This is a genomic window from Thiobacillus sp. 65-1402 (assembly GCF_001897685.1).
Taxonomy (GTDB): domain Bacteria; phylum Pseudomonadota; class Gammaproteobacteria; order Burkholderiales; family Thiobacillaceae; genus Thiobacillus.
In genome coordinates, this window is the sequence record NZ_MKUG01000069.1 from 1 (window position 1) to 12,119 (window position 12,119).

The 12,119-nt window shown below is 67.1% G+C and carries 14 protein-coding genes; 9 read left to right on the plus strand and 5 right to left on the minus strand.

Translation table 11 applies throughout. The features are described 5' to 3' along the window. Nucleotides 1-933 (plus strand): FGGY-family carbohydrate kinase (locus tag BGO62_RS05675; protein WP_296640098.1); only part of this gene is annotated, 933 nt, incomplete at its 5' end. Nucleotides 934-1,519: 586 nt separating this feature from the next. On the opposite strand, the gene BGO62_RS05680 is transcribed toward BGO62_RS05675, so the two are convergent. Both BGO62_RS05680 and BGO62_RS05685 read right to left on the minus strand, forming a co-directional pair. Then, nucleotides 1,520-1,897 carry a VOC family protein gene (locus BGO62_RS05680; protein WP_296640100.1) on the minus strand — a complete coding sequence of 126 codons (378 nt, stop codon included), beginning with the start codon at nt 1,895-1,897 and terminating at the stop codon, nt 1,520-1,522. Continuing rightward, nucleotides 1,890-2,792 (minus strand): DMT family transporter, encoded by a 903-nt coding sequence (locus BGO62_RS05685; RefSeq protein ID WP_296640102.1) that lies wholly within the window; start codon nt 2,790-2,792, stop codon nt 1,890-1,892. Before BGO62_RS05685 ends, BGO62_RS05680 begins: the two co-directional genes overlap by 8 nt. A gap of 41 nt (nt 2,793-2,833) precedes the next feature. Between BGO62_RS05685 and dapC the strand changes: the two genes are divergently transcribed. The 8 genes from dapC (at nt 2,834) to BGO62_RS05725 (ending at nt 9,630) form a co-directional block, all read left to right on the plus strand. Continuing rightward, the gene (gene dapC, locus BGO62_RS05690) at nt 2,834-4,030 is read left to right on the plus strand and encodes a succinyldiaminopimelate transaminase (RefSeq protein WP_296640104.1); all 1,197 of its coding nucleotides are present in this window, start codon (nt 2,834-2,836) and stop codon (nt 4,028-4,030) included. Between the two features lie 56 nt (nt 4,031-4,086). Beyond that, complete coding sequence (gene dapD / locus BGO62_RS05695; RefSeq protein WP_296640106.1) at nt 4,087-4,911, plus strand: 2,3,4,5-tetrahydropyridine-2,6-dicarboxylate N-succinyltransferase; 825 nt, start codon at nt 4,087-4,089, stop codon at nt 4,909-4,911. A gap of 49 nt (nt 4,912-4,960) precedes the next feature. Beyond that, the gene (locus BGO62_RS05700) at nt 4,961-5,734 is read left to right on the plus strand and encodes a M48 family metallopeptidase (protein ID WP_296640107.1); all 774 of its coding nucleotides are present in this window, start codon (nt 4,961-4,963) and stop codon (nt 5,732-5,734) included. Then, the gene (locus tag BGO62_RS05705; RefSeq protein WP_296640108.1) at nt 5,734-6,081 is read left to right on the plus strand and encodes a hypothetical protein; all 348 of its coding nucleotides are present in this window, start codon (nt 5,734-5,736) and stop codon (nt 6,079-6,081) included. Before BGO62_RS05700 ends, BGO62_RS05705 begins: the two co-directional genes overlap by 1 nt. A gap of 49 nt (nt 6,082-6,130) precedes the next feature. Continuing rightward, the gene (locus BGO62_RS05710; RefSeq protein ID WP_296640110.1) at nt 6,131-7,045 is read left to right on the plus strand and encodes a L,D-transpeptidase family protein; all 915 of its coding nucleotides are present in this window, start codon (nt 6,131-6,133) and stop codon (nt 7,043-7,045) included. Then, nucleotides 7,042-7,581 (plus strand): YcbK family protein, encoded by a 540-nt coding sequence (locus tag BGO62_RS05715; RefSeq protein ID WP_296640112.1) that lies wholly within the window; start codon nt 7,042-7,044, stop codon nt 7,579-7,581. Before BGO62_RS05710 ends, BGO62_RS05715 begins: the two co-directional genes overlap by 4 nt. A gap of 162 nt (nt 7,582-7,743) precedes the next feature. Next, nucleotides 7,744-8,904, plus strand: coding sequence for a hydrogenase small subunit (locus BGO62_RS05720; protein ID WP_296640114.1), 1,161 nt, complete (start codon nt 7,744-7,746; stop codon nt 8,902-8,904). Nucleotides 8,905-9,012: 108 nt separating this feature from the next. Further along, nucleotides 9,013-9,630, plus strand: coding sequence for a hypothetical protein (locus BGO62_RS05725; RefSeq protein WP_296640115.1), 618 nt, complete (start codon nt 9,013-9,015; stop codon nt 9,628-9,630). Between the two features lie 121 nt (nt 9,631-9,751). Here BGO62_RS05725 and BGO62_RS05730 read toward each other — a convergent pair whose 3' ends face one another. From BGO62_RS05730 to lexA, 3 genes are all read right to left on the minus strand, one after another. After that, complete coding sequence (locus BGO62_RS05730; protein ID WP_296640117.1) at nt 9,752-10,282, minus strand: hypothetical protein; 531 nt, start codon at nt 10,280-10,282, stop codon at nt 9,752-9,754. A 243-nt stretch (nt 10,283-10,525) separates the two neighbouring features. Further along, on the minus strand, nt 10,526-11,176 hold the full coding sequence (locus BGO62_RS05735; protein ID WP_296640120.1) for a SagB/ThcOx family dehydrogenase: 651 nt from the start codon (nt 11,174-11,176) through the stop codon (nt 10,526-10,528). Between the two features lie 151 nt (nt 11,177-11,327). Further along, the gene (gene lexA, locus BGO62_RS05740; protein ID WP_296640122.1) at nt 11,328-11,930 is read right to left on the minus strand and encodes a transcriptional repressor LexA; all 603 of its coding nucleotides are present in this window, start codon (nt 11,928-11,930) and stop codon (nt 11,328-11,330) included. Nucleotides 11,931-12,119: the final 189 nt, after the last annotated feature.

Sequence of the window (12,119 nt, forward strand, 5' to 3'; positions counted from 1 at the left end):
GCTGCCGTCACCTCGGGGCTGGCCAAGGTGCTGTGGCTGAAAAAGCGTCTCGGCCTCACCGACGCGCGGCTCTACCTCAATCAGGCCGACTGGCTGGCGGGCCTCTTGACCGGCCGGGTCGGCATGACCGACTACCACAACGCCCTGAAAATGGGCCTCGATCTCGACGAGCTGAAATGGCCGGCCTGGGTGGAATACCTCGCCGACGTCGACTACCTGCCGGTGCCGATCGCGCCGGGCGCCCGGCTCGCCACCGTGTCGCGCCCGCGTGCGCGCTACCTCGGCGTGAACCCCGGCTGCATGGTGCACGCCGGCACCACCGATTCGATCGCCGCCTTCCTCGCCGCCGGCGTCAGCCAGAGCGGCGACGCCGTCACCTCGCTCGGCAGCACCCTGGTACTGAAGCTGCTGTCCGACAGCCGGGTGGAATCGACCGCACACGGCGTCTACTCGCACTGGTTCGGCAGCCGCTGGCTGGCGGGCGGCGCCTCCAACGCCGGCGGCGCGGTGCTGCGGCAGTTCTTCGACGACCGCCAGCTTGCCGCGCTCTCCGAACGAATCGATCCCGCCGTCGCCAGCCCGCTCGATTACGTTCCCTTGCCGCGCACCGGCGAGCGCTTCCCGACCAGCGACCCCGCACTGGAACCGCGCCTGTCCCCGCGCCCGGCGGACGACGCCGAATTCCTGCATGGCCTGCTGGAAAGCCTGGCGCGCATCGAGGCGCGGGGTTATGCCCTGCTGGCCGAGTTGGGCGCCACCCCGGCGGGCCGGGTCGAGACCGCCGGCGGCGGCGCGCGGAACGCCGTGTGGACGCATGTTCGTCAGCGTCTGCTCGGCGTGCCGGTGGCTTGCGCCGCCCACACCGAAGCCGCCTACGGCGCGGCGCTGCTGGCGCGCGATGGCCTGCAGCGCTTCGCTTCGCCCCCTCAATAAAGCCCATTCCTCCGCCTGCAAGACAAGGGTTTGTTCTATGTTGATAATGATGTCGTGCTGCAGCCGGAACCCGTGAATCGCGCTTGACTCCGTTTCGCCCGCGGCCAAGTCCTTCAACAGCGAAGGCGGGCGGGCGGGTTTCGACCGCCTCCCGGCAAATGATGACAGCGGCGCGCTGGTCGCCCTGCTGTCCGCTCTGCAAGAGAGGCCGCCATGCACACTCCTACCCGAGAAGCCCACACCCCCGATCCGAAATGCTGCTGCTGCGGACTCAGGCCGCGCCGCACAAGCGGCAACGATGTGCTGCGCCTGATCGCCGTCGTGCTGCTCCTGCTGCCGGTGATTTTCATGCTTTGGGGTTGCCCGGCGCAGACCGGCCCTGAAGCCTCCGGATCGAGGACTGGCCGTCTTACCACGGGATCGCGGTAGGAACGGCGCCTTTATGCCCACCGGGTACCCGCCGCGATCCATCGCCACGACGCGCCCGTGAAAGCTGACCGGGCTTGCAAAGCCGCCAAAGCCGCGCAGGCCGCCGATCCACTGCGGACTGAAGCATGTAGTGGGCCGTATGCCTCAACAACCGCGTTCAGCCGACTTCGACGAATTCCAGGGTGTTGGCGTCCGGGTCACGGCAGAACAAGGCCGCGCGGCCCGACCTGCTCGCGGTGTATGTCACCCCGGCCGCATCGAGCCGGCTTGCCAGCGCTGCCATGTCCTTGACGCCCAGCGCGATGTGGCGGTCGCGGCCGCCATGCTCGGGACGTGGCGAACCCGCATCCGGGTTGGGCAACTGCATCAGGTGCAGCTGCTGCCCGTTGCCGAGTTCGTACCACTCGCCGGGGTAAGGCAGGCCGGGGCGGTTCGGGTAAAGCTTCAAGCCCAGCACCGCTTCGTAGAAGGCCTTCGCGCGCGCCAGGTCGGAAACCAGCAGGCCGGCGTGCAGCAGGGAATTGATCTCAGACATGGCGTGCCTCTTTCAGTTGGTCGTCTTCCATGCGGCCGGAAAACAGGCTGGCGGTGACGATCATGGCGGCGCCGACCCATTCCTGCACGCCCATGCGCTCGTCGGACAGGAAGTAGGCCGCGATCGCGGCCACCACCAGTTCGAACAGGAAGATGACGATGGCCTGGTTGGCCGGCACCCGCGCAAGGCCGTACTGCACGGCGTAGGTCATGCTGCCGATGGCTAAGCCGAGGCCGATCAGCAGCAGCCAGGTGCCGCTTGCGGCAGCCGCCATGAAATCGAGCTCGGCCGGTCTGAGCGCCAGGCCGATCAACGCCAGCACGGCCACGCCCGCCCACACCGACACCGACTTGGCGCCTTCGGCCACTCCATCCAGGTGCCGGCTGATGACGTTGCTCGCCGCGAACATCACCCCGGCCGACAGGCCCAGCCACTCGGCACGGTGGCTCGGCAGCGGCCATTCGCCGGGCTGCCACAGCATCACCAGCGCACCGCCCGCCGCCAGCGCCATCACCGCCCAGCCGGCGCGGTTGAGCTTTTCATGCAATAAAAATCGTGCGAACAGCACCGTCCACAGGGGCGACAGGTAGAACAGCAGCAGCACGCGCACCACCTCGCCTTCGAGCACCGCCAGCACGTAAGCCAGATTGGTCCAGCCCGCCGCCAGCCCCAGTGCCGACAGCCACAGCCAGTGCCCGCGCGCAGCGCGCAGCGCGCGAACATGCAGCCAGCCCAGCAGCAGCAGCGGCGTCGCATAGGTGAAGAACCCCGACGCGATGCCGCCCACGCCGGCCTGATCCAGCAGGCGATAGGGGTACCACACCAGCCCCCACAGCGTGGCGGCGTAGACCAGACTGGCGATGGCAAGGGTGCGCTGCAAGGGAATCGACGACATAGGGCTTTATAATGGAAGACGTAAATGAAACCTGTACTGCAATGAATCCGCGCCTCGAACTACTCCACCCCTATCCGTTTCAAAAGCTGCGCGAACTGTTCGCCGGCGTGACGCCGAATCCCGACCTCGCACCGATCAACCTGTCGATCGGCGAACCCAAGCACCCGACGCCGCAATTCATCAAGGACGCGCTGGTCGCCGGACTGGACGGGCTGGCGAATTATCCCATCACTCAGGGCTCGGATGCGCTGCGCGGCGCCATTGCGGCATGGGCGCAGCGGCGCTACGGCGTCAAGCTCGATCCGGCGAGCGAAGTGCTGCCGGTCAACGGTTCGCGCGAGGCGCTGTTCGCGTTTGCCCAGGCCAGCGTCGATTCCAGCCGCCACGGCCGCCGCGTGGTGCTGTCGCCCAACCCGTTCTACCAGATCTACGAAGGCGCGGCGCTGCTGGCCGGCGCCCGCCCCTTCTTCCTCAACACCCTGCCGGAAAACGACTTCGCCATGGACTGGTCGCGGGTGCCGGAAGACCTGTGGGAGCAGGTCAACCTGGTCAACGTCTGTTCGCCCGGCAACCCCACCGGCAAGGTGATGTCGCTGGACGACTGGAAAGAACTGTTCGAGCTGTCGGATCGGCATGGCTTCGTCGTCGCGGCCGACGAATGCTATTCGGAGATCTACTTCGCCGAAGGCGCTCCGCCGCTCGGTGCGCTCACCGCCGCGCAGCAGCTCGGCCGCGGCTTCAAGAACCTGATCGTGTTCAACTCGCTGTCCAAGCGCTCCAACGTGCCCGGCCTGCGCTCCGGCATGGTGGCGGGCGACGCCGCGCTGATGAAGTCATTCCTGCTCTACCGCACCTATCACGGCAGCGCGATGAGCCCGGTGGTGCAGGCCGCCAGCGTCGCGGCCTGGAACGACGAGGCGCACGTGGTCGAGAACCGCCGCCAGTACGCCGAGAAATTCGCCGCCGTGATGCCTATGCTGAAAGGCGTGCTGCAATTCGATGCCCCCGACGCCGCCTTCTATCTGTGGGCGCGGGTGCCGGGCGGCGACGATGCCGCGTTCGCGCGCGGCCTGTATGAAAAACAGCATGTCACCGTGCTGCCCGGCAGCTACCTCGCGCGCGACGCCGCCAACGTCAATCCGGGCAAGGGTTTCGTCCGCATCGCCCTGGTCGACAGCCTGCAGGCCTGCGTCGAAGCCGCCCGACGCGTGGCCAGCCACGCCGGCGAGGCGGCGTAAGCCGCCGATTCCATTTCCATCGCTTTAATTTCAACCTTCAATCACAGGAATCCATCATGCAAGACCTGCAGAACATCATCGAAGACGCTTTCGAACGCCGCGCCGACATCACCCCGCGCAATGCCGACGCCAAGGTCAAGGACGCCGTCATGTCGGTGATCGAGATGCTCGACCGCGGCCAGCTGCGCGTCGCCGAGCGTGCCGAAGGCCAGAACTGGATCACCCACCAGTGGCTCAAGAAGGCAGTGCTGCTGTCGTTCCGCCTGGAAGACAACGCCTTCATCAAGGGCGGCTTCACCAACTATTTCGACAAGGTGCCGTCGAAGTTCGCCGATTACAACAGCCGCGACTTCCGCGACGGCGGCTTCCGCGTGGTGCCGCCGGCGGCGGCGCGGCGCGGCGCCTACATCGGCAAGAACGTGGTGCTGATGCCGAGCTACGTCAACATCGGCGCCTACGTCGACGAAGGCACCATGGTCGACACCTGGGCCACGGTCGGCTCCTGCGCGCAGATCGGCAAGAACGTGCACCTCTCCGGCGGCGTCGGCATCGGCGGCGTGCTCGAACCGGTGCAGGCCAATCCCACCATCATCGGCGACAACTGCTTCGTCGGCGCCCGTTCCGAGGTGGTCGAGGGGGTGATCGTCGAGGACAACTGCGTGATCTCGATGGGCGTGTACATCGGCCAGAGCACCAAGATCTACGATCGCGAAACTGGCGAAGTGCATTACGGCCGCGTGCCCGCCGGTTCGGTGGTGGTGTCCGGCAACCTGCCGTCCAAGGACGGCAGCTACAGCCTGTATTGCGCGGTGATCGTGAAGAAGGTCGATGCCAAGACCCTGTCCAAGGTCGGCATCAACGAGCTGCTGCGCGGAATCTGAGCCCCGGCCCCGGCATTGCCGGCTCATTGACCCGAAAAAAGGAGACGCCATGAAACGCACCCTCGTCGTCACCGCATTGCTCGCCGTCGGCCTGACGGCGTGCCAGGAGAACCCGGTATCCGGCCGCAAGCAGCTGGTACTGGTGTCCGAGGAGCAGGCGCAGTCTTCATCGGCGCAGGCCTACGCGCAGACGCTGAATGAGGCGCAGAAGAAGGGCAAACTCAGCACCGATGCGGCGCTGAACAGCCGCGTCAAACGCATCACCGACCGCCTGATCGCGCAGGCGGGCAACATGTATGCGCCCAGCCGCAGCTGGAACTGGTCGGTCGCGGTGATCGACGAGCCGACGCTCAACGCCTGGTGCATGCCGGGCGGCAAGATGGCGATCTACACCGGCATCATTCACAAGCTGAAACTCTCCGACGACGAAATCGCCCAGATCATGGGCCACGAGATCGCCCACGCCATGCTGGGCCATGGCCGCGAGCGCATGTCGCGCGCCATCGCCATGCAGGGCGGTATGACGCTCGGTTCCATCGTCGCCGGCCGCGACCTCAGCGTGCTGGCGCCGGTGGCCGACATTGCTCTGACCCTGCCCAACAGCCGCGCCGGCGAAAGCGAGGCCGACCGCTACGGCATCGAACTCGCCGCCCGCGCCGGATTCGATCCGCGCGCCGCAGTGCGCCTGTGGGAAAAAATGAGCAGCGCCGGCAACGGCGGCCCGCCGCAATTCCTCAGCACCCACCCCTCCCCCGACAACCGCATCCAGGCACTGAACGCGCTGGTGCCACAGATGATGCCCATCTACGAGAAAGCACGTTGATGAACATGGAACCCGCCTCCGGCGAAAAAATCGCCAGCCTGAAAACCCTGACCACGGTCATCTATGCGCTGTATGCCGTTTCGCTGTTCATCGGCATCACCGCCGTCGTGGCCATCGTGCTGAACTACCTCAAGCGCGAGGACGCCCGCGGCACCTGGCTGGAAAGCCACTTCGGCTGGCAGATCAGGACGTTCTGGTGGGGCCTGCTGTGGCTCGTCGTCGGCGCCGCCACTTGGATCATCCTCCTCGGCTGGCTGGTATGGGGGGTGGCTTGCGTCTGGTTCGTCTACCGCATCGCCAAGGGCTGGCTCAACCTCAACGACAACAAGCCGATGCCCGTCCAGTAGTGGCGCGCCCGACATGGCGGGGCGATCGGCCAGCCCGCCCCTGAGCCCGATGACTGCGCTTGCACGCCGTGTTTTCGCCTGCCTGCTTGCCGGCCTCAGCCTGGCGGCCCCGGCCGGGGAGTTGCCGCCGCTTGCCCGCGCGGTGACGGGCGGCGACAGCGAATATGCCGTTCGTCCCGGGGATTCCCTGATCGCCATCGGCGCCCGCTTCGGCGTGGCAGCCAAGGTCCTGGCGCGACAGAACGCCATTCCCTTCGCAGCCATCATCCGCCCCGGCCAGCGCCTGCGCATCGACAATCCGCATATCGTGCCGGCGGCGCTCGACGACGGCCTGCTCATCAACATCCCGCAGCGCATGCTGTTCGAATTCGACGCAGGCAAACTGGTCGCGGCCTACCCGGTTGGCCTCGGCAAGCCCTCCTGGCCCACGCCGCAAGGCGAGTTCGAGATCGTCGCGCGGGTGAAGAACAAGACCTGGAAAGTGCCTACATCCATCCAGGAAGAAATGCGCAACGAGGGCAAGGCCGTGCTGGAGGAAGTGCCTCCCGGCCCCGACAACCCCCTCGGCGCCCACTGGCTCGGCCTCAGCATGTGGGGCTACGGCATACACGGCACCATCGCACCGGCGAGCGTGTTCCATTTCCAGAGCCATGGCTGCATCCGCCTGCACCCCGACGATATCGCCGAACTATTCGAGCGGGTGGAGGTCGGTACTGCTGGCCGCCTCGTCTATCAGCCAGTCCTGCTGGCGGCAACCGGGGACGGCCGCATCCTGCTCGAAGTCCATCGGGATATCTACAATCAGGGCAGCGACCCGGCGCAGGCCGTTCGCGATCTCGCCGAAGCCCATGGCATGAGCCGCGACATCGACTGGTCCAGGGTGGATGCCGCAATCGCAGCGCAGGAAGGCCTGGCCCGGGAAGTCGGCCGCCAGACGCGCAACGGATCGAAAGGAACGCCGTGAAACACACTCTCAGCCGCCGCCAATTTCTCAGACTGGGCATGCTTGCCGTCGCGCTGCCGCTGCCGGCATTCGCCAGCCCGGAGGCGGCCGAGCGCCGGCTTGGCTTCCTCAACCTGCATACCGGAGAAAAGCTCGACCTGCCCTACTGGATAGAAGGCGACTACGTGCCGGAATCGCTCGCGGAAATCAACCGCGTGCTGCGCGACCACCGCACCGGCGCGGTCGCGGCCATCGACATTCAGCTGCTGGACCTGCTCGACCGCGTCAAGGCCGCACTGGGCACCGCGCAGCCGTTCCAGGTCATTTCAGGCTACCGTTCGCCGGTCAGCAACAGCCTACTGGCCACGAACTCTTCCGGCGTCGCCAGGCGCAGCCTGCACATGGAAGGCAAGGCCATCGACATCCGCATCCCCGGCGTGCAGCTGGCCGACCTGCGCCGCGCCGGCCTCATGCTGAAAGGCGGCGGCGTCGGCTATTACCCGGGTTCCAACTTCGTGCACCTCGATGTGGGGCGGGTACGGACCTGGGGCGGCTAGCTGCCGCCTTGCCGCGAAAAATGCACACCGACAGGACGGGGCCTTGAGCACCCGGCAAAATACCCGCGGCCGGATGAAAGCGCACAGGGTTTTTTGAAGTAAATTCGGTATCCAGTGCTGGCCATGCCGGGACTGATCGTTTGCATGACAGCGAGGCCCGGAATGAACCGCACACTGCCTATCGCATCGGACCGTGGCGTCAGCCGGCGCGCCTTCCTCAAGTTCTGCGCCATGGCCGCCTCGCTGCTCGCGCTGCCGCCGGGCGCGGCGGCCATCCTGGCCGATTCGCTTGCCAGGGCCCGGCGCCTGCCGGTGGTATGGCTGTCGTTCCAGGAATGCACCGGCTGCACCGAATCGCTCACCCGCTCGTCCGCCCCCTCCATCGAGCGGCTGCTGTTCGAACTGATTTCGCTGGACTACAGCCATCTCCTCCAGGCCGCCGCCGGCGCGGCCGCGGAACAGGCGCGGGAAGCAAGCCTGGCCGCAAACCACGGCCGGCTCCTGCTGGTGGTGGACGGTTCCGTGCCGACTGCGCTCGGCGGAGCCTGTTCCACCATCGCCGGCGAGGACAACCTGAGCCTGCTCGCGCGCTGCCTGGACGCCGCCGAGGCGGTGCTTGCCGTGGGCACCTGCGCCGCCTTCGGCGGGCTGCCCGCCGCCGCCCCCAATCCGACCGGGGCGATGGGCATCGCCGAACTGATGGCGCAGGGCCGGGTGCCGCGCCGGCCGCTGGTCAACCTGCCCGGCTGCCCGCCCATCCCCGAGGCGATGAGCGCCGTGCTGGCCCACCGCGTGGCCTTCGGCCGGTTTCCTGAACTCGACGCCCAGGGCCGGCCGGTGGCGTTTTATGGCGAAACCGTGCACGACCGCTGTTCCCGGCGCGGCCACTACGAGGCGGGCCGCTTCGCCAAGAGCTTCGACGACGCCGGCGCGCGCGCCGGCTGGTGCCTGCTGGAACTCGGCTGCAAGGGGCCGGTGACCCGCAATGCCTGCTCCACCCTGCGCTGGAACGGGGTGAGCAACCCGGTCGAATCCGGCCACCCCTGCCTCGGCTGCAGCGAAGCGGGATTCTGGGACCGCGGCAGTTTCTACTCCCCGCTTGCGGCGCCGGCGGCAGCCGCCCCCGAACCCCAGGCCCGGCGGGGCGCCGCGGTGTACGACCGGAATTGCGCCAGCTGTCACGGCAGCGCGCCGGGCGGCCTGGCGACCCCGACCGACGAGGTGCCGGCCCTGCTGCGGTCGGGCAAGGTGCGCGCCCACCGCTTCAGCCTGGAGGACGGCGACATGCAGGCGCTACTGGATTACCTCAAGGAAGCGCGCTGACGCGGCCGGCCCGCGCGCAAACAGGAACCGTGCGGCACGCCCGGGGCAGGCAAAAGCCGCTTTCCCCGGACCACAGAATGGTCTTTACTGGATGCGAGGGCTGCCGCCATGAAAGAGATTCTCCCCGGCGTATTCCACTGGAAAACCTTCCACCCAGGCATCCAGGCCTACGTCCACTCCTACTACTGCAATGCCACCGATCCGCCGCTGCTGATCGACCCGCGGGTTCCGGCGCAGGGAATCGAATGGTTCGCGGCGCGCGGCGCGCCGCGGCATATCTATCTCACCAACCGTCACCATTACCGTCACAGCGACCGCTTTGCCGCCCGCTATGACGCGCAGGTGTGGTGCCACAAGGACGGCCTGCACGAATTCAGCCACGGCGAGAGGGTCACGGGATTCAGCCACGGCAGAGAACTGCCCGGCGGCATCCTGGCCCTCAAGGTCGCCACGCTGTGCCCCGAGGAAACCGCGCTCTATCTGCCGCTGCACGGCGGCATCCTGAGCCTCGGCGACGCCATCGTGCGCGAGCGGGGCAAGCTCGGCTTCGTGCCGGATGCCTACATGGGAGACGACCCGCAAGGCGTCAAGCATGGCCTGCGCAGAATCTTTCTCAAGCATCTGCGCGAACGCGAGTTCGACCATCTGCTGTTCGCCCACGGCGCCCCCCTGATCGGCGGCGCCCAGGCCAGCCTCGGGAAGTTTCTGCAAGGAATCGGGCCCTGACCCGGCACGGCGACTGCCTTCCGCGACAGCAAGCCCCACCTGCAGCGCAGCACACAACAAAACGGGGCCAGGCAATTCGCCTGGCCCCGGTCTTTACGCCGCAGTTTGCTCGGGATTGCGTTTACATGCGTCCCAGATCCTGGATCGCATCCACCACCATGCCGGTGCCGATCGCGATCAGCAGGATATCGCTGGCCACCCGCACGTACTTGTGGCCGGAAGGCGGCACGCCCAGGCTGACCACCACGCGCGGCGGCAAATCGTAGTAGACCACATCCCGCGGCAACGGCCGGCCCCGCTGCCATTTCTTGGCCTGGCCGGGCGGCATGCAGCCGTTGTGCTTTTTCGCCAGCCCCGGCGGGCAGCGGCCATGCCGGAAGCTTTCCTCGTAATAATCGCGCACCACCGTGCGCTGATGGTCATTGAAATACACGCTGACCCGCGCGTCGCCCCCGCGATCGCCCCCATGATCGCCCCTGTAGTCGTCGCGGCGGCCGTCGTGACGATCGCCGTTGCGCGGGCCTTCGTCGTGCGGGCCCTGGGCACTTTTGCCCGGCTTGCCGTTGCCCGCCCATTCCGGCTTGTCGGCCAGAACCGGGCTGGCTGCGAAGATTCCGGTCACCAGCAAGGCCAGGGCGCATTTTCTTTGCAAGTGTGTTCGCATACTTTTTCTCCGCTCATCAAGGTCTGTGAATTATCCACCGCTCAAACATTCTGGCAATCAACGCGCCGCCCGTTTGTGCGGGCTTTGTCGCGCCACCCCGGCAGGCGCCGCGCTCATGCCGACAGCCACTGGATCAGCCGCACCGCCGCGCCGGCGACAGCCAGGCAAATCAGGCAGGCGAAAACGATCTTTGCGAATTTCGGCATCGGCTCGGCTGGCGAGTGCCATTGGCTATTTGGCAGCGCCGGCAGGATAACCCACCGATTGCGCGAGGACGACGCGTTGCTGGCGTCCCAGCCCCAGGGCGGCGCCCAGTGCCTCGCGGTCGACCAGGCCGCGCACCACCACTGCCAAGCCCGCCGACGCGCAATACAGATACACGTTCTGGGCGACGAAGCCGGCGTCGGCAGCGCTGTAGAACATCTTGTCCTCGGCCCCGGCCCCGCTCATCCGGTCGAAGTCCGCCACATACACCAGGTTCACCGGCGCGGTCGCCACAAAATCCTGTGCGCCGGTCAGATGGCGGATGTCGCCGGCCGCCACTTTGATCAGCGCGTGCGCCGGCGGATCGTAGCGATACGCGCCGTCCGCGGTCGTCACATACACGTCGATCTCGCGCCAGTCGCGCGCGGAGGGCGCGGTGCGCTGACCCGAATCCGGCCGGTTCACCCCGTTTGCCGCCCACAGCAGGTTCGACAGCAACTGCGGCGGCAGCGGCTGGCTGCCGAACGCCCGCGTCGAATGCCGCGCCTGCAATGCCTGCATCAAAGGCATGCCGCCCGCCGTCTCGGGCGGCGGCAGCCTGGTCGTGCCGGCATCCTGCGCCAGTCCGCTTCCCGTCATGCTCATCATCAATACCCCCGCGACGCGCCACCATCCCATGTCGGTTTCTCCCTTGCAGAGAACGAACGGCCTCTCTCAATCTAGACCCGCCGCCCGCCGGAGCAAGTCCTCGTCCGGGCGGCGGCCTCGGCAACTCGTCGGGATCGACGCCCAGCGCACCCCCCCGGCGCGGTCCGGCCGCCAGTCGCGCTTACAAGGCCTTGCCGCTGCGAATCACCCCGACCGCGATGCCTTCGATGACCAGTTCCTGGCGCCTGAGGTCGACCACGATGGGCTCGAAGTCGGGGTTTTCCGGCAGCAGTTGCACGCTGTGGCCGCGCTTCTGGAAACGCTTCACCGTGACCTCGTCGCCGATCCGCGCCACCACCACCTGCCCGGCCTTCGCCTCGGCGCTGCGATGCACCGCGAGCAGGTCGCCGTCGAGGATGCCGGCGTCCTTCATGCTCATGCCGCGCACCTTCAGCAGGTAGTCCGCGCGCGGCGAAAACATGGCGGCGTCGAGCTGGTAGTGCCGCTCGACGTTCTCCTGCGCCAGGATCGGGCTGCCTGCCGCCACCTGGCCCACCAGCGGCAGACCGCCGCCGCCCTTCAGCCGGATGCCGCGCGACGCCCCCGGCAGCAGCTCCAGCACGCCCTTTTTTGCCAGCACCTTGAGATGCTGCTCGGCGGCGTTCGGCGAACTGAAGCCGAAGCGCTGCGCAATCTCCGCGCGCGTCGGCGGCAGGCCGGTGGTTTCGATCCACTCCCGGATGAGGTTGAAAATTTCTTCCTGGCGGCGGGTCAGGTCACGCATGGGGCTTCCTCCAAATGCTGTATGCATGTACAGTTGTATTTGCATACAGTATAAATACCGGATCCCGAAAACGCCATACGCGCCAGGTGCTGCCGCCTGGCAGGCACATGCAACCGCACACACGCAGGAGAAGCCTCATGATGAAGCTCGGAAAGATCAGCCCCCTCGCCTTCAGCCGCATGAAGCAGC